This is a genomic window from Spirillospora sp. CA-108201 (assembly GCF_050936235.1).
GTDB lineage: Bacteria > Actinomycetota > Actinomycetes > Streptosporangiales > Streptosporangiaceae > Spirillospora.
Genome location: NZ_JBNJNE010000001.1, coordinates 7,126,030 through 7,147,172 on the forward strand (window position 1 = coordinate 7,126,030; position 21,143 = coordinate 7,147,172).

19 protein-coding genes are annotated in these 21,143 nt (G+C 73.0%); 14 read left to right on the plus strand and 5 right to left on the minus strand.

Features of this window, described 5'->3' with window-relative positions; all coding sequences use genetic code 11:
- The first annotated feature begins 39 nt into the window (after positions 1–39).
- The 7 genes from alr (at position 40) to tsaD (ending at position 6,134) form a co-directional block, all read left to right on the plus strand.
- Positions 40–1,164 carry an alanine racemase gene (gene alr / locus ACQEU6_RS34340; RefSeq protein WP_499337517.1) on the plus strand — a complete coding sequence of 375 codons (1,125 nt, stop codon included), beginning with the start codon at positions 40–42 and terminating at the stop codon, positions 1,162–1,164.
- A 12-nt stretch (positions 1,165–1,176) separates the two neighbouring features.
- Positions 1,177–2,256 (plus strand): alpha/beta fold hydrolase, encoded by a 1,080-nt coding sequence (locus ACQEU6_RS34345; protein WP_499337518.1) that lies wholly within the window; start codon positions 1,177–1,179, stop codon positions 2,254–2,256.
- 35 nt (positions 2,257–2,291) lie between these two features.
- Positions 2,292–2,723: a tRNA (adenosine(37)-N6)-threonylcarbamoyltransferase complex ATPase subunit type 1 TsaE gene (gene tsaE / locus ACQEU6_RS34350; RefSeq protein ID WP_499340429.1), complete on the plus strand. Its 432-nt coding sequence runs from the start codon at positions 2,292–2,294 to the stop codon at positions 2,721–2,723.
- 126 nt (positions 2,724–2,849) lie between these two features.
- Positions 2,850–3,770, plus strand: a complete 921-nt coding sequence (locus tag ACQEU6_RS34355) for a hypothetical protein (protein WP_499337520.1) — start codon at positions 2,850–2,852, stop codon at positions 3,768–3,770.
- 90 nt (positions 3,771–3,860) lie between these two features.
- Positions 3,861–4,541, plus strand: coding sequence for a tRNA (adenosine(37)-N6)-threonylcarbamoyltransferase complex dimerization subunit type 1 TsaB (gene tsaB / locus ACQEU6_RS34360; RefSeq protein ID WP_499337521.1), 681 nt, complete (start codon positions 3,861–3,863; stop codon positions 4,539–4,541).
- Positions 4,542–4,561: 20 nt separating this feature from the next.
- Positions 4,562–5,029 (plus strand): ribosomal protein S18-alanine N-acetyltransferase, encoded by a 468-nt coding sequence (gene rimI / locus ACQEU6_RS34365; RefSeq protein ID WP_499340431.1) that lies wholly within the window; start codon positions 4,562–4,564, stop codon positions 5,027–5,029.
- A 67-nt stretch (positions 5,030–5,096) separates the two neighbouring features.
- Complete coding sequence (tsaD, locus tag ACQEU6_RS34370; protein ID WP_499337522.1) at positions 5,097–6,134, plus strand: tRNA (adenosine(37)-N6)-threonylcarbamoyltransferase complex transferase subunit TsaD; 1,038 nt, start codon at positions 5,097–5,099, stop codon at positions 6,132–6,134.
- Positions 6,135–6,195: 61 nt separating this feature from the next.
- Here the strand turns inward: tsaD and ACQEU6_RS34375 are convergent, their stop codons facing one another.
- The 3 genes from ACQEU6_RS34375 to ACQEU6_RS34385 all read right to left on the minus strand — a co-directional run bounded on the left by ACQEU6_RS34375 (position 6,196) and on the right by ACQEU6_RS34385 (position 10,865).
- Positions 6,196–7,134 carry a phosphotransferase family protein gene (locus ACQEU6_RS34375; RefSeq protein WP_499337524.1) on the minus strand — a complete coding sequence of 313 codons (939 nt, stop codon included), beginning with the start codon at positions 7,132–7,134 and terminating at the stop codon, positions 6,196–6,198.
- A 186-nt stretch (positions 7,135–7,320) separates the two neighbouring features.
- Positions 7,321–8,970, minus strand: coding sequence for an apolipoprotein A1/A4/E domain-containing protein (locus ACQEU6_RS34380; RefSeq protein ID WP_499337526.1), 1,650 nt, complete (start codon positions 8,968–8,970; stop codon positions 7,321–7,323).
- Between the two features lie 659 nt (positions 8,971–9,629).
- Positions 9,630–10,865: a class I SAM-dependent methyltransferase gene (locus ACQEU6_RS34385; protein WP_499337528.1), complete on the minus strand. Its 1,236-nt coding sequence runs from the start codon at positions 10,863–10,865 to the stop codon at positions 9,630–9,632.
- A gap of 266 nt (positions 10,866–11,131) precedes the next feature.
- Here ACQEU6_RS34385 and groES point away from each other — a divergent pair, with 266 nt between their 5' ends.
- The 4 genes from groES to ACQEU6_RS34405 all read left to right on the plus strand — a co-directional run bounded on the left by groES (position 11,132) and on the right by ACQEU6_RS34405 (position 14,902).
- A complete protein-coding gene (gene groES / locus ACQEU6_RS34390) occupies positions 11,132–11,440 on the plus strand; it encodes a co-chaperone GroES (RefSeq protein ID WP_089314894.1) in 309 nt (102 codons plus the stop codon).
- Positions 11,441–11,525: 85 nt separating this feature from the next.
- On the plus strand, positions 11,526–13,148 hold the full coding sequence (gene groL, locus ACQEU6_RS34395; protein ID WP_499337530.1) for a chaperonin GroEL: 1,623 nt from the start codon (positions 11,526–11,528) through the stop codon (positions 13,146–13,148).
- Between the two features lie 213 nt (positions 13,149–13,361).
- The gene (locus tag ACQEU6_RS34400; protein WP_499337532.1) at positions 13,362–14,054 is read left to right on the plus strand and encodes a sigma-70 family RNA polymerase sigma factor; all 693 of its coding nucleotides are present in this window, start codon (positions 13,362–13,364) and stop codon (positions 14,052–14,054) included.
- Entirely contained in the window at positions 14,051–14,902 is an 852-nt protein-coding gene (locus tag ACQEU6_RS34405) for a hypothetical protein (RefSeq protein WP_499337534.1), read from the plus strand. Before ACQEU6_RS34400 ends, ACQEU6_RS34405 begins: the two co-directional genes overlap by 4 nt.
- A gap of 55 nt (positions 14,903–14,957) precedes the next feature.
- On the opposite strand, the gene ACQEU6_RS34410 is transcribed toward ACQEU6_RS34405, so the two are convergent.
- Positions 14,958–15,347, minus strand: coding sequence for a DUF5319 domain-containing protein (locus ACQEU6_RS34410; RefSeq protein WP_499337535.1), 390 nt, complete (start codon positions 15,345–15,347; stop codon positions 14,958–14,960).
- Between the two features lie 242 nt (positions 15,348–15,589).
- Between ACQEU6_RS34410 and guaB the strand changes: the two genes are divergently transcribed.
- The 3 genes from guaB to glpD all read left to right on the plus strand — a co-directional run bounded on the left by guaB (position 15,590) and on the right by glpD (position 20,125).
- Positions 15,590–17,086: an IMP dehydrogenase gene (gene guaB, locus ACQEU6_RS34415; RefSeq protein WP_499337537.1), complete on the plus strand. Its 1,497-nt coding sequence runs from the start codon at positions 15,590–15,592 to the stop codon at positions 17,084–17,086.
- 84 nt (positions 17,087–17,170) lie between these two features.
- Positions 17,171–18,286, plus strand: coding sequence for a GuaB3 family IMP dehydrogenase-related protein (locus ACQEU6_RS34420; RefSeq protein ID WP_499340433.1), 1,116 nt, complete (start codon positions 17,171–17,173; stop codon positions 18,284–18,286).
- Between the two features lie 99 nt (positions 18,287–18,385).
- Positions 18,386–20,125 (plus strand): glycerol-3-phosphate dehydrogenase, encoded by a 1,740-nt coding sequence (gene glpD, locus ACQEU6_RS34425; protein ID WP_499337539.1) that lies wholly within the window; start codon positions 18,386–18,388, stop codon positions 20,123–20,125.
- Positions 20,126–20,140: 15 nt separating this feature from the next.
- Here the strand turns inward: glpD and ACQEU6_RS34430 are convergent, their stop codons facing one another.
- Positions 20,141–20,776 carry a TetR/AcrR family transcriptional regulator gene (locus ACQEU6_RS34430; RefSeq protein WP_499337541.1) on the minus strand — a complete coding sequence of 212 codons (636 nt, stop codon included), beginning with the start codon at positions 20,774–20,776 and terminating at the stop codon, positions 20,141–20,143.
- Positions 20,777–21,143 lie beyond the last annotated feature (367 nt).

Genomic DNA, 21,143 nt, shown 5'->3' on the forward strand with positions numbered 1-21,143 from the left:
GGCGCGGGCAGGGGGTCGGGGACGGCAGACTGGGTGACCATGAGGGTTCCTGCGGAGGCACGAGTTGATCTCCAGGCCATCGGTCACAACATCGGGGTGGTGCGCCGGCGTGCGGGGGGCGCCGAGGCGATGGCCATGGTGAAGGCCGAGGCGTACGGGCACGGGCTGGTGGAGGCCGCCCGGGCCGCGCTCGCCGGCGGGGCGTCCTGGCTGGGCGTCGCGAAGCTGGCCGAGGCGCTGCGCCTGCGGGACGCGGGGATCACCGTCCGCACGCTGGTCTGCCTGGGCGTTCCCGGCGAGCCCTACGAGGAGGCCGTCGCGCGGGGCGTGGACCTGACCGTGGGGGCGGTCTGGCTGCTGGACGAGGTCGTCCGGGCGGCGGAGCGGGCGGGGCGCGAGGCGCGGATCCACCTCAAGGCCGACACGGGCATGTCGCGCGGGGGCGCGCGGGGCGACGGGTGGGAGGCGCTGGTCGACGCGGCGCTCAAGGCGGAGGCCACGGGGCACGTGCGGGTGGCCGGGGTCATGTCGCACTTCGCCTGCGCGGACGAGCCGGGCCACCCCTCGATCGCGGCGCAGATCGGCGCGTTCACCGAGATGGTCGCGCACGCGGAGAAGGCGGGGGCGCGGTTCGAGGTGCGGCACATCGCGAACTCGGCGGCGGCCCTGACGCTGCCGGAGGCGCGCTTCGACCTGGTCCGGCCCGGCATCGCGACGTACGGGCTGACCCCGGTGCCGGCGCTCGGCGGGTTCGGGCTGCGGCCCGCGATGACGCTCGTGGCGGACGCGGCGCTGGTCAAGCGGGTTCCGGCGGGCAGCGGGGTGTCGTACGGTCACACGTACACCACCGAGCGGGAGACCACGCTGGCCGTGGTGCCCGCGGGGTACGGCGACGGGATCCCGCGGCACGGGTCCAACGTGCTGGAGGTCCTCGCGGGCGGGCGCCGAAGGACGATCGCCGGGCGGGTCTGCATGGACCAGTTCGTCATCGACCTCGGCGACGACCCGCTCGCGGCGGGGGACGAGATCGTCCTGTTCGGCCCGGGGGACCGGGGCGAGCCGACCGCGCAGGAGTGGGCGGACGCGCTGGGGACGATCTCGTATGAGATCGTCACCCGCATCGGGGCCCGGGTACCGAGGGCGTACCCGGGAGGGGCGCTGTAGGGGGCGGCGGACATGGACAGCAGGAACAGGCGCAGGATCGGCGTGGCCGGTGTGGTCGCGGGCGTGGGCGCCGCCGGGGTGGGCGCGGCGGTCGGGCTGCGGCGGCTCGCCGTGGGGCGGGTGCGGCTGCGCCCCGACCCCGACGCGGCCGAGCCCTTCGGCGAGCTGCGCGGGCGGGAGCTGCCGGTCCGGGCCGACGACGGCGTCCCGCTGCACGTCGAGGTGGACGGTCCCGACGACGCCGACCTCACCGTCCTGTTCTGCCACGGCTACACCCTGAACCAGGACTCGTGGCACTACCAGCGCCGCGACCTGCGGGGGTCGTTGCGGCTGGTGTTCTGGGACCAGCGCAGCCACGGCCGTTCGGGCCGGGGCAGGCCCGGGGACGCGACGATCGAGCAGACCGGGGACGACCTGCGCGCGGTGCTGGACGCGGCCGTCCCGGCGGGCCGTCCGGTCGTCCTCGTGGGGCACTCCATGGGCGGCATGTCGATCATGGCGCTGGCGGACCGGCATCCGGAGCTGTTCGGGTCGCGGGTCGTGGGCGTGGCGCTGGTGAACACCTCCTGCGGCGACATGGGGGAGATGACGCTGGGGCTGCCGCTCGTGCTGGCCAAGGCCGTCCGGCCGCTCGCCCCGGGGACGCTGCGCGGCCTCGGCCGCCGCGCCGAGCTGGTCGACCGGGCCCGCGGGCTCGGCGCCGACCTGGCGTTCGTCGTGACGCGGAAGATGGCGTTCGCCGACAAGTACGTCAGCCCGTCGGTGGTGGGCTTCCTGGAGCAGATGATCAGGGAGACGCCGATCGACGTGATCGCGGAGTACTACCCGGCGCTGATGGCGCACGACAAGATCGGGTGCCTGGACGTGCTGGGCGGGGTGCCGACGCTGGTGCTGGCGGGCGGCCGGGACCGGCTGACCCCCGCGGAGCACGCCCGCCGGATCGCCGCGGCGCTGCCGGACGCGGAACTGGTAGAGGTGGAGGAGGCCGGGCACGTGCTGCCGCTGGAGTACCCGGGGGTGGTGACCGGGGGCCTGCGCCGGCTGGTCGAACGGGTCCGTCCCGCGTACGAGGAAGAGGAGCGCACCGCGTGAAAGCCGTCACGGTCACCGTCCCGACCGCCGGGGACATGCACGAGCTCGGGCTGCGCCTGGCCGGGCTGCTGCGGGCGGGCGACCTGCTCGTGATGACGGGCCACCTCGGCGCGGGCAAGACGACCCTCACGCAGGGCATCGGCGAGGGGCTGAAGGTGCGCGGCCCGATCACCTCGCCCACGTTCGTCATCGCCCGGGTGCACCCGTCGCTGGCGGGGGGCCCGTCGCTGGTGCATGTGGACGCCTACCGCCTGGGCGGTTTCGCGGAACTGGACGATCTCGATCTCGACGCGTCCGTCGCGGAATCGGTGACGATCGTGGAATGGGGAGAAGGGCTCGCCGAAGGCCTCGCCGAGGACCGCCTGGAAGTGATCATTTCTCGCGGGGACGGGTCCGGAGAGGGGCGCGAGGTAAGGATCGTCGGGGTCGGTGATCGCTGGTCGGAGCTGGAACTCCACCCCGGATGATCTGGGTCTGGCAACTTCTCCGGTTTTTGCCTGGCCGGTTGGTCCATTTTAAGGTTTGATGTCGTACTCTTTGCCGGAACGAACCTCACCTTCGCGACATATCGATTCCGAACGGGAGTGGGGCCGGTGAGTGGTAGCCATCGCAGCGGGAATTACCGCGACAGCTATCGCGCTTCGGGCGGTGGCCAGGGATCAGACGGCGGTTACCGGCCGGACGGCGGCGGCTACGGCGCGGGCGGGGAGTACCGCGCCGAGAGCGGCGGATACCGCACTGAAAGCGGCGGATACCGGGCGGGCAGCGGCGCCCACCGCGGCGCGAGCGGGGGATACCGGACCGGCAGCCACCGGGTGGCGCGCGAGCGACGCACCGGGCGGCGCTGGGCCGTCGTCCTCGGCGGCGCGGTCGCCGGCGTCGCCGTCTGCGGGCTCGCGGCGTTCGCCGTCCTGACGGGCGTCGGCGCGAGCGGCGACAGGAGCACCGGCCAGGTGGTCGGCAGCGGCGCCACGGACGACTCCCCGGCGGCCAAGGGGGAGCGCGCCGCCGTCCCCGACTCCTGCACGATCGTCGGCGACGACCTGATCGGCCGGCTGGCGCCCGCGTCCGAGCGCACCGAGGCCGACAACTACCAGGGCGACGACCAGCAGAACCAGTGCGTCTGGGGCGCCTACGCGGGCGAGAAGAGGCGGCAGCTCACCATCGAGCTGCGGGCGATCGCGGCCGGGGCCGCGGCCTCGCCCACGGACGCCGCCCGCAGGACGTTCGCGACCGAGCGGACCGCCGACGAGTCCGGCAAGGCGCTGCTGTCCGGGCAGAAGCTCACCGACAAGATCCGGCTCACCGGCGTCGGCGACGAGGGCTACATCGTCTACAGCGTGGACGACAACCAGGGCTCCGGCGAGGCCATCGGCAACGTCCGGGTGGCCAATGTCCTCGTCACCGTCCACTACTCCGGCTCGGACAAGGGGGATCCGCTGTCGTCGGACGCCGCCACCGGCGGGGCCACCGAGGTCACCAAGGCCGTGGTCTCGGCGTTGTCTCGGCGCTGAGCCGGCGCTGAGCCCGCTCGGGGCGGGCCCCGAGCCCGCCTCGGCAAGTGCCGGGCCACCTCCCTCCGGCGGCCGGTAGGCTTACAACCCGTGCTGGTCTTGGCTTTCGATACCGCGACCGCCGCGATCACCGTGGCGCTGTACGAGTGGACCCCGGGCGAGGGCGCGGTGCCGCGCGGTCTGGCGGAGGCCGTCGACCGGCGGCGCCACACCGAGCTGCTCACGCCGTCCATCGCCGAGGTGATGGCGGAGGCGGGCGCGGCGCCGGGAGACCTCAGCGCGATCGCCGTCGGCGTCGGGCCGGGGCCCTACACGGGCCTTCGGGTCGGGCTGGTCACCGCCCGGGCGATGGGCGCGGCGCTCAGCGTGCCGGTGCACGGCGTCTGCACGCTCGACATCATGGCCTGGGCCACGAAGCGGGACGGGCCGTTCGCCGTCGCCACCGACGCCCGCCGCAAAGAGGTCTACTGGGCGCGGTACGACTCGGCGCGGTCGCGCGCCACCGAGCCCGCCGTGGGACCGGCGGCGGACGTCCTGAAGGGCGCGCCCGAGGGCCTGCCCGTCGTGGGCGAGGGCGCGGCCCTGTACCCGGAGGTCCTCGGAGAGTCCGGGCACGAGCCGCTGCTTCCCGCCGCGGGCGCCCTCGCCGAGCTGGCCGTCGCGCGGCTGTCGGGCCTGAAGGGGCCCGAGCTGCTGCCGCCGGAGCCGCTCTACCTGCGCAGGCCGGACGCGAAGGAGCCGGGGCCCCGCAAGAAGGTGACGCCGGCGTGAGCGACGTCGCCCTGCGGCCCATGACCGGTGCGGACCTTCCCGCCGTCCACCGGCTGGACCGGGAGCTGTTCCCGGAGGACACCTGGAGCGAGGAGATGCTCGCCGGAGAGCTCGCCGACCAGCCCCGCACCCGGTTCTACGTCGTCGCGGAGGCGCCCGGCGGCGAGATCGTCGGCTACGCGGGCCTGGCCGCCGCGGGCGGGCAGGCCGACGTGCAGACCATCGGGGTGCGCGCGGACCGCCGCAAGGGCGGTGTCGGCGCGGAGCTGCTCACCGCCCTGCTGGAGGAGGCCGTCCGGCGCGGCAGCGAGTCGGTGTTCCTGGAGGTCCGGGCCGACAACGACGCCGCCCACCGGCTGTACGAGCGGTTCGGCTTCGAGCGGGTCGGCATCCGCAAGCGCTACTACCAGCCCTCGGACGTGGACGCGATCGTCATGTGCCGCAAGCTCCGCGACCGTCCGCCCATGGGCTTCACCAGGGCCGAATGAGCCGGGGCGGCAGGCGCCCTGGAGGCGCGCGGCGGGACGGGACGAACGGGGAGACAGGGAGAATCACGTGATTCGGGACGAGCCACTGGTGCTCGGCATCGAGACGTCCTGCGACGAGACCGGGGTCGGGATCGTGCGCGGGCACACGCTGCTGGCGGACGCGATCGCCTCCAGCGTCGACCAGCACGCCCGGTTCGGCGGCGTCGTGCCGGAGGTCGCGTCGCGGGCGCATCTGGAGGCGATGGGGCCGACCGTCGAGCGCGCGCTCGCCGACGCCGGGGTGGCGTTCACCGACGTGGACGCGTTCGCGGTGACCGCGGGCCCGGGGCTGCCGGGCGCGCTGATGGTCGGCGTCGCCGCCGCCAAGGCGTACGCGCTGTCGCTCGGCAAGCCGCTCTACGGCGTCAACCACCTGGCCGCGCACGTGTGCGTCGACCAGCTCGAACACGGCCCGCTGCCGAAGCCGTGCGTGGCGATGCTGGTCTCGGGCGGCCACTCCTCCCTGCTGCTGGTCCCGGACGTGGCGGGCGACGTCCGGCCCCTCGGCGGCACGGTGGACGACGCGGCGGGCGAGGCGTTCGACAAGGTCGCCCGCGTCCTGGACCTCGGGTTCCCCGGCGGTCCCGTCATCGACCGCATGGCCCGCGAGGGCGACCCGGCCGCGATCGCGTTCCCGCGCGGCAAGTACAACGACGGCACCTACGACTTCTCGTTCTCCGGCCTGAAGACGGCCGTGGCGCGCTGGGTCGAGGCGAAGGAGCGGGCGGGCGAGCCCGTCCCGGTCGCCGACGTCGCGGCGTCCTTCCAGGAGGCCGTCGTGGACGTCCTGACGCAGAAGGCGCTGAAGGTCTGCAAGGACAACGGCGTCGACCACCTGCTGATCGGCGGCGGCGTCGCGGCGAACTCGCGGCTGCGCGCCCTCGCCGCGGAGCGCTGCGCTGCCGCCGGGGTCCGTCTGCGGGTCCCGCGGCCGAAGCTGTGCACCGACAACGGCGCCATGGTCGCCGCCCTGGGCTCGGAGCTGGTCGCCTCCGGGATCGGCCCGTCCGACCTGGAGCTGCCCGCCGACTCCAGCCTCCCGATCGAGGCCGTCCTCCTGCCCTGACCGCGCGTGCCGTCGCGCGCCCTGGGCGCCCGGCGCGACGGCGCGCCCCGGGGGCCGCGCCTCAGCAGTGGGCGAGGAGGCGGTCGAGGTACTCCTCGTGGAACGGGACCCCGGGCTCGTCGATCATGGTGGCGTCGTCCTCGGGAAGCAGGTCGAGGAGGCTGCGGACGTCCCAGTACGGGTCGTGCACGTGGCCGCCGGAGACCTGGTCGAAGGAGCACAGGAAGCGGTCGGCGACGGACGCGCCGTAGCGCAGGGCGAGGCCGCGGCGCATGCGGGCGATGTCGACGGAGACGGGGCCGGACGAGGCGTCCGACCAGTCGACGATGCCGGTGAGCCTGCCGTAGGACCACAACGTGTTGTCGGCGTGGTAGTCGCGGTGGATGAACCGGGCGGGCGCCTCGGGCGCGGGCCGGGAGGCGACCTCGAAGGCGCGTTCCCACAGGTCGGGGCGGAGCGCGTGTTTGGGCGGGAGCCGCACGTCGAGGCGGTTGTGCGGGACGTACGGCGGCATCGTGGACGCGCCGTTCAGGTCGTGCACCTCCAGCAGCGCGGCGGCCAGCTGGATCAGGTACTCGGGCAGGTCGTCGTGGGACGGGCGCGGCGGATGGCCCGGCAGCCGCGTGATGAGCAGGGCGGGGACGTCGCAGTAGGCGCCCGACGGGTCGGCGGCCACCAGGGACGGTGTGGGGATCGTGCAGCCGGCGAGCAGCGCCAGCGCGGCGATCTCGCGCTCGGGGGAGAACTCGGCGTCGCCGTAGCGGTGGCGGGGGGCGGTCTCGCGGGAGGTCCAGCGGCGCAGGACGAGGTGGTGCGCCTCGCCGGAGCGGCTCTCGACGAGGAGGGCGTGGTTGGCGTGGGCGGAGCCGCCGGCGAGGGGCCGCACCATGCGGACCTCGGCGCCCTTGCCGAGGCACTCCTCCACCCATCGCAGGGTGGTGTGCCCGGGCGGGGCGCCGGTCGGCAGGCAGGGAGCCGGTAGGTGGGTCACCTGATCCATGAAAACGGATTCCGAAGGGTATTGGGAGTGATTTTGCGAAGACGGAAAGTAACAAAACGCACGTCATCGGGGTGACATGAGAGAAGCATCTTCGGTCGTCCCGGCCGTTCGCGGGACGAATGCCGCGGATACCGGTAGGTATCCGAATGCCGGGTGGGGCCCGCGCCGGCCCCACCCGGACGCTCGTCAGTCCTTGGTCTCGCGGCGGGGACGCAGCAGCGCCTCGGCGAGCGCGAGCATCGTCTCCTCCAGGGTGGACAGCCGCTTCAGCACGTCCTCGTGCACCGCGTTGACCTGCTTGGACACATCGTCGTGGACGCCGTCCATCTTCCGGCCGACCTCGTCCTCGACATGGGAGAAGCGCTTGGCGAAATCCGCCTGCGCCGCGGCGGCGCGCCGCGCGGCCTCGTCCTGCATGCCCTCCACCCGTCTCGCGAACTCGGACTGGACGCCGCCGACCTGCCGGGCGACGTCCTCCTGCATGGTCCCGACCTGCTTGGCGACGTCGTCGTGGATGCTGCCGACCTGCCGCGTGACGTCGTCGTGGATGTCGCCGATCCGCTTGCCGAAGTCGTGGTGGACGCCGCTGACCTGCCGCGACATCTCGCTGTGCACGGACTCGACCTGCTTGGCGACGTCGGTGTGCACCGACTCGACGCGGCGGGAGACGATGTCGACCTGCGCGGTGAACTCCTCCAGAGCGCTGTCGACCCGCTTGGTGACCTCCTCGTGGATGTTCTCGATGCGCTTGCGGACGTCGTCGTGCACGTCCTCGAACCTGCGGGAGAACTCGTCCATGCGCTTGGCGACGTCGCTGTAGGCGGTCTCGGCGATCTGCGACATGGTGGCCTTGACCTCGTCGCGGTCCGGCCGGGCGCGCAGTTCCTCGATCAGCGGGTCGACGGCCTCGGCGAGGTGCTTCTCGAGCGCGTCGAACCGGTCGCCGTACTCGGCGGCCGGGCGCTGCGCGAGGTCGGTCAGCAGCCGGTGCACCTCGGCGATCTCCAGCGCGGCGGGCAGCCGGTTGATCCGCTCGCCGAGCCCGTCGAGGCGGCCGTCGACGCTCTCGAAGCGGCCGTCCAGCCCGCCGAGCTTGCCGGACACCCCTTCGAGGCGGCCGTCGACGCCGTCCAGCCGCCCGTCGAGGCCGTCGAGGCGGCCGCCGACGCCCTCGACCCGGCCGTTGACCGCCTCAAGGCCCTGCTCCATCCGCTCGGCCATCTCGCCGAGCGCCTGGTCGACCCGTGAGGTGACCCCGTTGACCGAGTGTTCGAGCCGCTCGGACCGGTGGCCGAGCTCCGCGAGCGACTTGTCGAGCCGGTTGAAGCGGACGGACGCGGCCTCCATGCTGCCCTGGAGCTTGTCCAGCCGCTTGGTCATCTCGTCCATGCGCTGCGACGCCTGCTGCGAGGCGTCGGTGATCTGCTGCGCCGAGTCGAGGACCGCCTGGATGCGGGTCAGGCCCTCGTCGACGTTCTCGGCCACCACGCCCACGTCGGCCCACAGCGCGGGCAGTTCGGCGACGGGCTTGACCCGCTCGCCGAACGCCTCGATGTGCTCGGCCAGGCCCTCGGCCCATTCAGGGGGCTTGCCGGACAGGTCGTCGACCTGCCCGCGGACGCTCTCGATCTGCCCGGTCAGCCCGGTGAGCTCCCGCTCCCGGACCTCGCGGAGAAGCCACTCCATGCCTTCGAGGCGCTGGCGGATCTCGTCCAGGACCTGACCCTGTGAGCGCTGTTCGTAGACGTGGTCCTGCGCCGCACGGGCGAGCAACTCCCGCATCCGATCCGAGACCGGTTGACCCCCCGTCTGCAGGAAGTTGTGATTCGTTTCCACCCGATGCTCCTTCGTGTGCCGGCGCGACGAAATGACGCACGGCAAATGAATCTCTGGAGTGGCCACTGTAGTGCGTGTAGAGCGCGGCTAAAACGGGTAGCAGAGAAGATTGCGAGTTCTGCGGAATGCGCCTGTTATCCGACTAGACGGGATAGTGAGTATCGCCGAAAGCATGGCGAATTTCCCGCTTCAGGGTTATTGCCCATCTTGGGGGGAGATGTGGGCGGGCGGTGGCGGGCGGTGCGGGACGGGTCCGGCGTTCCGGGTGCCGTTCTGTCCGTACATCTCGTCCAACATGGGCAGTTCCCGAACCGCGCGGACGCCTACACCGCCCCGACGCGTGTGCCGCCGGCGTCATGCGGAAGGGCGTGTCCGGGGCCTTTTCGGGAGGGCTTTTGGGGAGCCGGTGCCCCCGCGGGTGAACCTGCCTTGGTGTTTCCGCGCCGGTTGATCTCCGCGCACCGATTCCCGCGCCGCGCCGCGCCGTTGCCGGGCGGCCGCAATCCCTGGTGCGCGCAATGCCGGAAAGCGCCGATGATTTGCACCGCCGTGGCGCGTCGCGCCCTCCCGCTTGGCGTTGCGCCGCCGAGGGGAAGATCTTTGGGCAGGGTTGCCGGGCGGCGCCCGTTCCGGGCGGGTCCGGCCGGGCGGCCGGCCGGTCAGGCCCCGGAGGCCGGCCGCGTCAGCAGGGCGACGGGGTCGCGTCCCACGCGCGTCACCACGAGGGTCAGCTCCCCGGCGCCGCGTCCCGCGCGGCGCCCCCCGAAGCCGAGGTCGCGGCGGAGCCGGTCGACGTCGACGGCGGAGCCGCGCTTCTTGACGGTCAGCACGCCGACCTCGCGGCGGCGCAGTTCGGCGCGCAGCCGCTTGACGGAGAACGGCATCACGTCCTCCACCTCGTAGGCGGAGGCGAACGGCGTCGGGCGCAGCTCGTCCGACGTGACGTACGCGATGTGGGGGTCCGCCAAGCCGCCGCCGACCAGATCCGCGACTTCGCCGACCAGGTGGGCCCGGATCACCGCGCCGTCTGGCTCGTACAGGTAGCGGCCCCACGCGCGTACGTCCGGGACGTCCAGCCCTTGGGGAGTCAGGGTCCACATCTGGGGCTCGTCCTCTGAGAACCGGGTGTCGGACGACAGGAGGGTGGCCCGCCGTCGCACGTCGCCGGCCAGCCCGCCCAGCCACAGGGCCGCTTCCTTGACGTCGCCTCCGACCGAGACCCACTCGGCCTCCGCGTCGTCCGGGACGGCCTCGTGCGGAATGCCGGGCGCGACCTTCACGCAGGCCGCGGGCACCTGGCCGGCCATGGCCAGGACGACGTCGAGCGGAGGCTCGTAGGAACGGGGATCGAAGACGCGGCCCCGCGCCGTGCGCCGTCCAGGATCGGCGAAGACCGCATCGAACCCGGACGGGTCCTCCTCGGTGGCGTCCCCCACCCGGACAGAGGCGAGACCGTCCAGCCCGAAAGCGGCCACGTTGGCGCGTGCCACCTCGGCGGTCAACGGGTCCAGTTCCACGCCTTCGCCGACGAGGCCCGCGCGCGCTCGGGAGATGAGGTCTGCGCCTATCCCGCACCCCAGCTCCAGCACACGCGCGCCGGGCAGCCGGTCCGCGAACCGTCCGCCGCGGTGGGCCGCCACGCTCGCGCGGGTCGACTGCTCAAGCCCCGCCTGCGTGAAGTACATGCGGTCGGCGTCCGCCCCGAACTTGGCCCGGGCCCTTTCCCGCAACCGCACCTGCGTCAGCGCGGCGGCCACGAGCGACGGTTCGTGCCGCTCACGCAGCCGCGACGCCGTGGCGAGCAGGGCGTCCTCGCTCACGTCCGCCTCGGCCGTCTCCCTGAGGAGCGCCTGGCCTGAGGGGGTGCGCAGGGACCGGAACGACGCGATGTCCATAGGGTGGAAGCTAGTGGCAGAGCCGGAGAGCGGCGCCCGGTGAACAACCGGAGACGGCCGCCGGGCGGGCCCGTGTCCGTGTTGACGGGGTCACGGGCACGGAATAGTCTCACGACTGGCACTCTCAAGGGTAGAGTGCCAAATACAGCGACGAAGGTCGGTCTGGCACCCGCGACGGCAGGCCGGTCCAGGGTCGCCTCTTCTGTCACATGTGCTGGCCGGTCATCCGTGGCCGGCCGAGGACCAATCGAAGGGGAGGTCAGATCGTGACGACCGCCACCAAGGTTGTCCTCAAGCCGCTTGAGGACCGCATCGTCGTCCAGCCGCTTGAGGCCGAGACCACCACCGCGTCGGGCCTGGTGATCCCGGACACCGCCAAGGAGAAGCCCCAGGAGGGCACCGTCCTTGCCGTTGGCCCGGGTCGCGTCGACGACAAGGGCGAGCGCGTCCCCGTCGACGTCAAGGTCGGCGAGGTCGTGCTCTACAGCAAGTACGGCGGCACCGAGGTCAAGTACAACGGCGAGGACTACCTCGTCCTCTCGGCCCGCGACGTGCTCGCGGTCATCGAGAAGTAATCACCGAGACGTGATGCACCCGCCCCGGTCGGCGCCGCCTTCGGGCGGCCCGCCGGGGCGGATCGCGTGAAAGAGGAGTATCCGCATGGCGAAGATCCTGGAGTTCGAGGAGGACGCTCGCCGGGCTCTTGAGCGCGGCGTCAACGCTCTCGCGGACGCCGTCAAGGTGACGATCGGCCCGCGCGGCCGCAACGTCGTCATCGACAAGAAGTTCGGCGCGCCGACGATCACCAACGACGGCGTCACCATCGCCCGCGAGGTGGAGCTGGAGGACCCCTACGAGAACCTCGGGGCCCAGCTCGCCAAGGAAGTGGCGACCAAGACCAACGACATCGCGGGCGACGGCACCACCACGGCGACCGTCCTCGCCCAGGCGCTGGTCCGCGAGGGGACCCGCAACGTGGCGGCCGGCGCCTCGCCGCTCGCCCTCAAGCGCGGCATCGACGTGGCCGCCCAGTACGTCTCCGACCAGCTGCTGAAGACGGCCCGCGAGGTCGAGGAGAAGAGCGAGATCGCGCACGTCGCGACGATCTCCGCGCAGGACCCGCAGATCGGCGAGCTGATCGCCGAGGCGTTCGAGAAGGTCGGCAAGGACGGCGTCATCACCGTCGAGGAGGCCCACACCATGGGCCTCGAACTGGAGTTCACCGAGGGCCTCCAGTTCGACAAGGGCTACCTGTCGCCGCACATGGTCACCGACCACGAGCGCATGGAGGCCGTCCTGGAGGACGGCTACGTCCTGATCGTGGACGGCAAGATCTCCAACGTGCAGGAGTTCCTGCCGCTGGCCGAGAAGGTCGCCCAGACCAAGAAGCCGCTGCTCGTGGTGGCCGAGGACGTCGAGGGCGAGGCGCTGGCGCTGCTGGTCGCCAACAAGATCCGCGGCACCTTCCTGTCCGTCGCGGTCAAGGCTCCCGGCTTCGGCGACCGCCGCAAGGCGATGCTCGGCGACATGGCCACCCTGACGGGCGGCCAGGTCGTCAGCGAGTCGATCGGCCTCAAGCTCGACTCGATCGGGCTGGAGGACCTCGGCCGCGCCCGCCGGATCACCGTCACCAAGGACGCCACCACCGTCGTCGACGGCGAGGGTGCGGCGGACGAGGTCACCGCCCGGATCAACCAGATCAAGGTGGAGATCGAGAACAGCGACTCCGACTGGGACCGCGAGAAGCTGCAGGAGCGCCTGGCCAAGCTGGCCGGGGGCGTCTGCGTGCTGCGCGTCGGCGCCGCCACCGAGGTGGAGCTGAAGGAGAAGAAGCACCGCCTGGAGGACGCCATCTCGGCGACCCGCGCGGCGATCGAGGAGGGCATCGTCTCCGGCGGCGGCAGCGCGCTGGTGCACGTCGCCAAGGAGGGCTTCGGCGCCCTCGGCCTGTCCGGCGACGAGGCCACCGGCGCCGAGGCGGTCCGCCGCGCGCTGCCCGAGCCGCTGCGCTGGATCTCCGAGAACGCCGGCCAGGAGGGCTACGTCGTCGTCTCCAAGGTGGAGGAGCTGCAGGCCGGGCACGGCTACAACGCCGCCACCGGCGAGTACGGCGACCTGATCGCCCAGGGCGTCATCGACCCGGTGAAGGTCACCCGCTCGGCGGTCACCAACGCCGCCTCCATCGCGGGCATGCTGCTCACCACCGAGGTGCTCGTGGTCGACAAGCCGGAGGAGGCCGAGGAGGCCGCCGGCGGCGGCCACGGTCACGGTCACGGCCACTGAGAACGGCCGACCGGCGGGCTCGTCCCGTCCGGGGAGCGTAGGCGAGACCCCCGTCCGTCCGGACGGGGGTCTCGTCGCGTGAGGGGACGGGCGAAAGTCCGCCACGCGCGGCAGCACGATGACCACGACGTGTAGTAATGCCAGGTTCGCTCCCGCACTGTGACCATTCCGTTGTAGAGGACAGTGGAGACACGCCCGGGGGTGCTGGGCATCATGCTTGACGTGACCGAGGGATGCTTCGCCGGGACCATGACCGCGCGCGCTGCCGAACCCTCGAACGGGCCCGCCCCTCCCGCACCTCGCGACACCGCCCGTTCGGCGCGGGCGCTGCGCGCCGCGGACGCCGGCGACGGCGACCTCAGGGAGCTGACCCATCTCGCCGTGCAGGGCGACCCGGGCGCGATCGAGATCCTCATCGCCGAGGTGCGCCCCATGATCGTCCGGTACTGCCGGGCCCGGCTCGGCCGGGTCTCCGGGCAGTACCACATCGCCGACGACGTGGCGCAGGAGGTCTGCATCGCCGTCCTGTCGGCCCTGCCCCGCTACCGGGACATGGGCCGGCCGTTCGCGTCCTTCGTCTTCGGCATCGCCTCCCACAAGATCGCGGACGCGCTGCGCAGCGCGGTCCGCGCCGCCGTGCCCACCGAGGACCTCCCGGACGGTCCGGACGACCGTCCGGGCCCCGAGGAGACGGTGGTCCGCTACATCGAGGCGCAGCGCGCCCGCGACCTGCTCACCCGGCTGCCCGAGCACCAGCGCGAACTGGTGCTGCTGCGGGTCGTCGCGGGTCTGTCGGCGGAGGAGACCGGTAATGTGCTGGGCATGTCCGCGGGGGCGGTACGGGTCGCGCAGCACCGGGCACTGGCCCGGCTCCGCGCGATGGCCAGAGAGGAGTCGATCGCTTGACGGAGCGCGGCCCCCTCACCGGCCTGCGGGGCGCCCCGGATCCGGACGAACCCGCCCGCTCGGGCGACGCCCCGGCGCAGGCGCCGCCGTCCCGCCCGCCCGCCGTCCCGCCCGCGGACCTGTCCGCGGTGCGCCGTACCGACGCGCTCTTCGAGTCGCTGGCGGCGCGGGACGCTGCCGGTTCCGCGGCCCCCGCTGACGAACCCGCCGAGGGCCCCGCCGCGGACGCCGCCGAGGCCCGCCGCGCCGCCCCGCCGGACGACGACCGCGACCCCGCGGTGCGGCTCCTGCGCGCGCTGATCGTCGACGTCGACGACCAGACCTGCGACGCCCCCGGACCGCCGGCCCCCTCGGGCCCCGGCCCGCGCCGCCGCGGGCCGCGCACCATCGTGGCGCTGGGCGTGGCCGGCGCCGTCCTCGCCAGCAGCGGCGTCGCGGCCGCGGGCGGCGGCGTCGCCGACCGCACCGCCGCCTCCCCGGCGCCGAGCGCGTCCGGCGCGGCGGAGGAGGCGGACAGGACGGCCGACACCGACGCCGGCACCCTCCAGCGGCCGCGGCCGCCCGTGCGGCCGGCCCCGGAGGCGGGACTTCCCGCCGCGCGCACCCAGCCCGGCGACCCGGGACGCGGGGAGAAGAACCGGCAGTTCAGGCGGCGCCTGGAAGGGCCCTTCCCCCGGCACCTGCCGCGCCGTCCCCAGCGCAGGCAGGAGGCTCCGACGATGTTCGCCGAGCCGGTCGAGAAGCCCGGCGCGCAGCCGGTCGCCGACCCGCGGCCCCGCCTCGACGACCTGCGCCGGATGGCCCGCAAGCGCGCCCTCGACCACCAGAACCGCCTCACCGAGGACTGACGGCGAGATCCTCGCCGGCGTTCGCGTGGCCGGACGGCGCGGTCAGACCGGCGGGTCAGTTCTCGTCGCGGCCCTCTTCGCTGTCGATCACGCCGTCGACGTAGCCGCGGGCGTACTCCCAGCTGACGTAGTCGACGGGGTCGGGGGAGAGGGCGGGCTCGTGCACGCGGGGGAGGCCCTGGTCCAGCAGGTGGCGCAGGTTGCCGTGCAGCAGTTCCCAGTCGATGTAGTGCATCTTGCCGCAGTCGCCGCAGTCGACCGTGAGGCCGCGGACCCCGAGCGGCTCCAGCAGGGCCCGGAAGACCTCCAGGTCGGCGAGGTCGGCCAGCACGTCCTCCCGCTCCGTCACGCTGAGCGGAGCGGTCTCGTCGCCCGGGTCGCCGAGCGCCGCGGCCGGATCCTCCGGATCTCCGGCGAACGGGTCGAGCGGAGCATCGTCGTGCACATATACACGCTACTGCGAGACGCCCCGGGAGGTGCACCCCCCGGTCCCTCTCCGTCCGCGAACGACCGCCAGGCGCGCGGGCGCGCAGGAATGGAAAGGACCGCCCGGCGTGTTGGCAGATGTCATCAAGACCACGTGACCGTCGCGCGCAAAGCCCGCCCGGCCCCGGGCTGAGCCCCTACCATGGGGACAGGGTCCCTCGTGACCTGGCCCGATGCCGCCACCACCACGGGAAGGTTGTCATGAACCCCGCCGCCGAGTCCGACAAGTTCCTCCCCCAGGGCCTGACCTTCGACGACGTGCTCCTGCTGCCGGGGTACTCCGACCTGCAGCCCGGCGAGGCCGACACCACGACCCGGCTGACCCGCGAGATCTCGCTGCGGATCCCGCTCGTCTCGGCGGCGATGGACACGGTGACCGAGGCCCGCACGGCGGTCGCGATGGCGCGCCAGGGCGGCATCGGCGTGCTGCACCGCAACATGTCGATCGAGGAGCAGGCCGCGGAGGCCGACCGCGTCAAGCGCTCCGAGGCCGGGATGATCACCAACCCGGTGACCTGCCTGCCGGACGCCACGCTCGCCGACGTCGAGGCGCTGTGCTCCCGCTACCGGATCTCCGGCGTGCCCGTCACCGACGTGCGCGGCGTGCTGGTCGGCATCGTGACCAACCGCGACATGTGCTTCGAGACCGACCTGTCGCGCTCGGTCCGCGAGGTCATGACGGCGATGCCGCTCGTCACCGCCCCGGTGGACGTCTCGCGCGAGGAGGCGTTCCGCCTGCTCGCGGGCAACAAGGTGGAGAAGCTCCCGCTCGTGGACGGCGAGGGCCGCCTCAAGGGCCTGATCACCACCAAGGACTTCACCAAGAGCGAGCAGTACCCCGACTCCACCAAGGACGCCGACGGCCGCCTGCTCGTCGCCGCGGCCGTGGGCGTCGGCGAGGACGCCCTGCGCCGCGCCCGCGCCCTCATCGAGGCCGGCACCGACGTGATCATCGTGGACACGGCGCACGGCCACTCCAAGGGCGTCGCCGACACGATCGCCGCGATCAAGGGCAACTCGTCCGTCCAGGTGGTCGGCGGGAACGTCGCCACCGAGGCGGGCGCCCAGGTGCTGGTGGACGCGGGCGCCGACGCGATCAAGGTCGGCGTGGGCCCCGGCTCCATCTGCACCACCCGCATCGTGGCCGGCGTCGGCGTCCCGCAGATCACCGCGATCTTCGAGGCGGCCCGCGCGGCGAAGGCGGCGGGCGTCCCGGTGATCGGGGACGGCGGCCTGCAGTACTCCGGCGACATCGCCAAGGCCCTGGTCGCGGGCGCCGACACCGTGATGCTCGGCAGCCTGCTCGCCGGCGTCGAGGAGTCCCCGGGTGAGCTGATCTTCGTCCACGGCAAGCAGTACAAGTCCTACCGCGGCATGGGCTCGCTCGGCGCCATGCGCAACCGCGAGCGCGGCGCCTCCTACTCCAAGGACCGCTACGCCCAGGCCGACGTCAACGCCGAGGAGAAGCTGATCCCCGAGGGCGTCGAGGGCCAGGTCCCCTACCGCGGTCCGCTCGCCAACGTCGCGCACCAGCTCGTCGGCGGGCTCCACCAGTCGATGTGGTACGCGGGCACCCGCACCGTCCCCGAGCTCCAGGAGCGCGGCCGGCTCATGCGCATCAGCGTCGCGGGCCTGCGCGAGAGCCACCCGCACGACATCCAGATGACGGTGGAGGCCCCCAACTACCAGGGCCGCTGACCTGACGTAAGCTCTTCCGGGGCTTGGTCCCGCGCACCGCGGGAAGACCGGATCACGTGGAGGAAGGGCGCAGTGGCTGCTGAGGTGGAGATCGGCCGTGGCAAGAGCGGCCGTCGGGCGTACGCCTTCGACGACATCGGCATCGTGCCGTCCCGCCGGACGCGCGATCCCGAGGAGGTCAGCGTCGCCTGGCAGATCGACGCCTACCGGTTCGACATCCCGCTGGTCGTCGCGCCGATGGACAGCGTCGTCAGCCCCGCCACCGCGATCGCCGTCGGGCGGCTCGGCGGCCTGGCGGTGCTCGACCTCGAAGGGCTCTGGACGCGCTACGACGACCCCGGGCCGCTGCTCGCCGAGATCGCCTCGCTGGACGACGTCCGCGCCACCCAGCGGCTCCAGGAGATCTACTCCGAGCCGATCAAGGAGGAGCTGATCGGCCGCCGGATCCAGGAGGTCCGCGAGGCGGGCGTCACCGTCGCGGCGCGGCTGTCGCCGCAGCGCACCGCCCAGTTCCACAAGGCCGTGATCGACGCCGGCGTCGACCTGTTCGTGATCCGCGGGACCACGGTGTCCGCCGAGCACGTGTCGGGGCGCGCCGAGCCGCTGAACCTCAAGCAGTTCATCTACGACCTCGACGTCCCCGTGATCGTCGGCGGCTGCTCCACCTACACCGCCGCGCTGCACCTGATGCGCACCGGCGCGGCCGGCGTGCTGGTCGGGTTCGGCGGCGGCTCCGGGCACACCACGCGGACCGTCCTCGGCGTCGCGGTCCCGATGGCCACCGCGGTCGCCGACGTGGCCGCCGCCCGCCGCGACTACATGGACGAGTCCGGCGGCCGCTACGTGCACGTGATCGCCGACGGCGGCATGGTCAACAGCGGCGACATCGCCAAGGCGTTCGCCTGCGGCTCCGACGCCGTGATGGTGGCCTCGCCGTTCGCCCGCTCCACCGAGGCGCCCGGGCGCGGCTACCACTGGGGCAGCGAGGCTCACCACGGCGACGTTCCCCGCGGCTCCCGCATAGAGATCGGGACGATCGGGACGATGGAGCAGATCCTGCACGGCCCGTCCCACGTCGCGGACGGCTCCATGAACCTCATCGGCGCGCTGCGCCGCTCGATGGCCACCGCGGGATACACGGAGCTGAAGGAGTTCCAGCGGGTCCAGGTCGTCGTGGCCCCCGGCCAGTCCACCGACTGAGAGCGACCCCACGTCCGTTCATTCACATCTCGGTGTGAACCGGTCCTTACTCTTGGGTAAGAACCGTTCGGAAACCGAACCGCTGTGGGGGGATGCGCGATGACGGGATCACCGGTGACCGGCCTTGGAAGCTCGCGGCTCGGCCCGGCCGAGCGCGCGGCCGCGCTCGACCGGATGGCCCGCGAGGAGTTCGACGTGGTCGTCGTCGGCGGCGGCATCGTCGGCGCGGGCGCGGCGCTCGACGCGGCCACCCGGGGCCTGTCGGTCGCGGTGGTCGAGGCCCGCGACTTCGCGTCCGGCACCTCGTCGCGCTCCTCCAAGCTGATCCACGGCGGGCTGCGCTACCTGGAGCAGTACAACTTCGACCTCGTCCGGGAGGCGCTGACCGAGCGGGCGCTGCTGCTCCAGCAGATCGCGCCGCACCTGGTGCGGCCCGTCCCCTTCATGCTGCCGACCACGCACCGCGTGTGGGAGCGCGCGTACTTCGGGGCGGGCGTGGCCCTCTACGACCTCCTCGCCTTCCAGATGGGCAGCACGCGCGGCGTCCCGCACCACCGGCACCTGACGCGCCGCGGGGCGCTGCGCCTCGCGCCGTCCCTGCGCAAGGACGCCTTCACCGGCGCGATCCAGTACTGGGACGCGATGGTCGACGACGCCCGCTACGTGATGACCGCTCTGCGGACGGCCGCGGAGTACGGCGCCCAGATCGCCTCGCGAACCCAGTGCCTGGGTTTCCTGCGCGAGGGGGAGCGCGTCACCGGCCTGCGCATCCGCGACCTTGAGGGCAACACGACCAGCGAGGTCCGCGCCAAGCAGGTGGTCAACGCCACCGGAGTGTGGTCGGACGACATCCAGGAACTCGTCGGCGGCCGCGGTCAGATCCACGTGAAGGCGTCCAAGGGGATCCACCTGGTCGTGCCGAAGGACCGCATCCACTCCGCGACGGGGATCATCCTGCGCACCGAGAAGTCGGTGCTCTTCGTGATCCCCTGGGGCCGCCACTGGATCATCGGCACCACCGACACCGCCTGGGACCTCGACAGGGCCCACCCCGCCGCGTCCAAGGCCGACATCGACTACGTCCTGGACCACGTCAACTCCGTCCTCGCCACGCCGCTCACCCATGACGACGTGGAGGGCGTCTACGCGGGACTGCGTCCCCTCCTCACCGGCGAGACCGAGGAGACGTCGAAGCTCTCCCGCGAGCACGTGGTCGCGCATCCCGTCCCCGGCCTGGTCCTCGTGGCGGGCGGCAAGTACACGACCTACCGCGTCATGGCGAAGGACGCCATCGACGCCGTCGCGCACGGCCTCGACGGGAAGGTCGCCGAGTCCTGCACCGACCGCATCCCGCTCGTCGGCGGCGACGGCTTCCAGGCCATGTGGAACGCCCGGCACCGCCTCGCCGCGCGCTCCGGCCTGCACGTCGCCCGGATCGAGCACCTCCTGCGCCGCTACGGGACGCTCCTGGACGACCTGCTCGAACTGATCGCCGACAAGCCCGACCTGGCCAAGCCGCTGAGCGGCGCCGACGACTACCTGCGCGCCGAGGTCGTCTACGCCGCCACGCACGAGGGCGCCCGCCACATCAACGACGTCCTCGCCCGCCGCACCCGCATCTCCATCGAGACCTGGGACCGCGGCGTCAACGTCGCCCAGGAGGCCGCCGACCTCCTCGCGCCCGTGCTCGGCTGGTCCAAGAAGCAGCGCGACCGGGAGATCGAGTACTACCGCAAGCGCGTCGAGGCCGAGCGCGCCTCGCAGACCCAGGAGGACGACCAGGAGGCCGACGCCCACCGCCGCGGCGCCCCCGAGATCGTCCCCGTCGCCACCCCCTGACCTGGACGCCGGCGGTCAGGGCCGGGGGCGGCCCTGCACGAGGGTCTTGCCGGCGCTGTAGAGGTCGGCGGGCACCCGGACGGGGTCGAGGAGGTGCTGGAAGGCCAGGCCGAAGTCGAGGGCGATGGTCAGGGTGGCGCGGTCGCCGGGGTCGAGCCCGCCCGGGGCGGACCCGTCGGCGGGCTCCAGCTCCCGGGCGAGCTGGGCGCGGCGCTCGGCGTACCAGTCGGCGATGCGCCAGCCGGCGGCGTAGTCGCGCATGCCGTAGAGCCAGAACTCGACCAGGAGCAGGGCCAGCCGCCGCGGGGCCTCGTCGGAGTCGCGCCGGGACGGGCGGCCGCCGGTGTGGTCGGCGTCCTCGGCGGCGGCGCGGAGCTCGTCGCAGACGTCGGTCCGGGTGCGGGAGCTGGTGATGCGCTCCATGAGGGCGAGCAGCAGGTCGGTCTTGCCGGCGAAGTTGGAGTAGACGGCGCCCTTGGTGAGGCCGGCGGCCGCCGCGATGTCGTCGAGCGAGGCGCCGTGGATGCCGCGTTCGGCCCAGAGGCGCTCGGCGGCGGCGAGCAGGGCGGCGCGGGTCTGCTCGCGCCGGTCCCGGCGCGCCCCGGCGCGGCCGGCGCCGTCCTCGGGCGTGTGGCCGCGGACGTCCGTCATCGCTGTCCCTCCCCTGGGCGGCGCCGCACCCCGACGGCGCTGGAATTCTCTCGCTGCTTTCGGGATACACCGGGCGGGGGCGGCCAGTCCCCGACTTGCACAACTCCACCTGGCTTGGAACGGTCCGTTCGGCAGAGGTCGTCAATCGCGGACGGAGAGGGCGGGAGCCCGCGGGTCGAGATGGCGGGCCAGTGGGGCAGATCACCGCAAGTAGCGCGTTACTTGCGGGTAGCCAAACTGGGCGGGTGGTCATACCCTGCCTGCATGGCATCCCCGACGGTTCCCGCCGCAGGCGCGGCGGACTCTGCCGAAGGCGCGGCGAGCACTGCCGAAGGCGCGGTGGACTCCGCCACGGGCGCGGCAGAGC

Excerpts from the sequence above, each read along its gene's own strand:
- alr (WP_499337517.1), top strand. The coding sequence starts at position 40 with ATGAGGGTTCCTGCGGAGGCACGAGTTGATCTCCAGGCCATCGGTCAC.
- ACQEU6_RS34345 (WP_499337518.1), top strand. The coding sequence starts at position 1,177 with ATGGACAGCAGGAACAGGCGCAGGATCGGCGTGGCCGGTGTGGTCGCG.
- tsaE (WP_499340429.1), top strand. The coding sequence starts at position 2,292 with ATGCACGAGCTCGGGCTGCGCCTGGCCGGGCTGCTGCGGGCGGGCGAC.
- rimI (WP_499340431.1), top strand. The coding sequence starts at position 4,562 with ATGACCGGTGCGGACCTTCCCGCCGTCCACCGGCTGGACCGGGAGCTG.
- ACQEU6_RS34375 (WP_499337524.1), bottom strand. The coding sequence starts at position 7,134 with ATGGATCAGGTGACCCACCTACCGGCTCCCTGCCTGCCGACCGGCGCC.
- ACQEU6_RS34385 (WP_499337528.1), bottom strand. The coding sequence starts at position 10,865 with ATGGACATCGCGTCGTTCCGGTCCCTGCGCACCCCCTCAGGCCAGGCG.
- groL (WP_499337530.1), top strand. The coding sequence starts at position 11,526 with ATGGCGAAGATCCTGGAGTTCGAGGAGGACGCTCGCCGGGCTCTTGAG.
- ACQEU6_RS34400 (WP_499337532.1), top strand. The coding sequence starts at position 13,362 with ATGCTTGACGTGACCGAGGGATGCTTCGCCGGGACCATGACCGCGCGC.
- guaB (WP_499337537.1), top strand. The coding sequence starts at position 15,590 with ATGAACCCCGCCGCCGAGTCCGACAAGTTCCTCCCCCAGGGCCTGACC.
- glpD (WP_499337539.1), top strand. The coding sequence starts at position 18,386 with ATGACGGGATCACCGGTGACCGGCCTTGGAAGCTCGCGGCTCGGCCCG.
- ACQEU6_RS34430 (WP_499337541.1), bottom strand. The coding sequence starts at position 20,776 with ATGACGGACGTCCGCGGCCACACGCCCGAGGACGGCGCCGGCCGCGCC.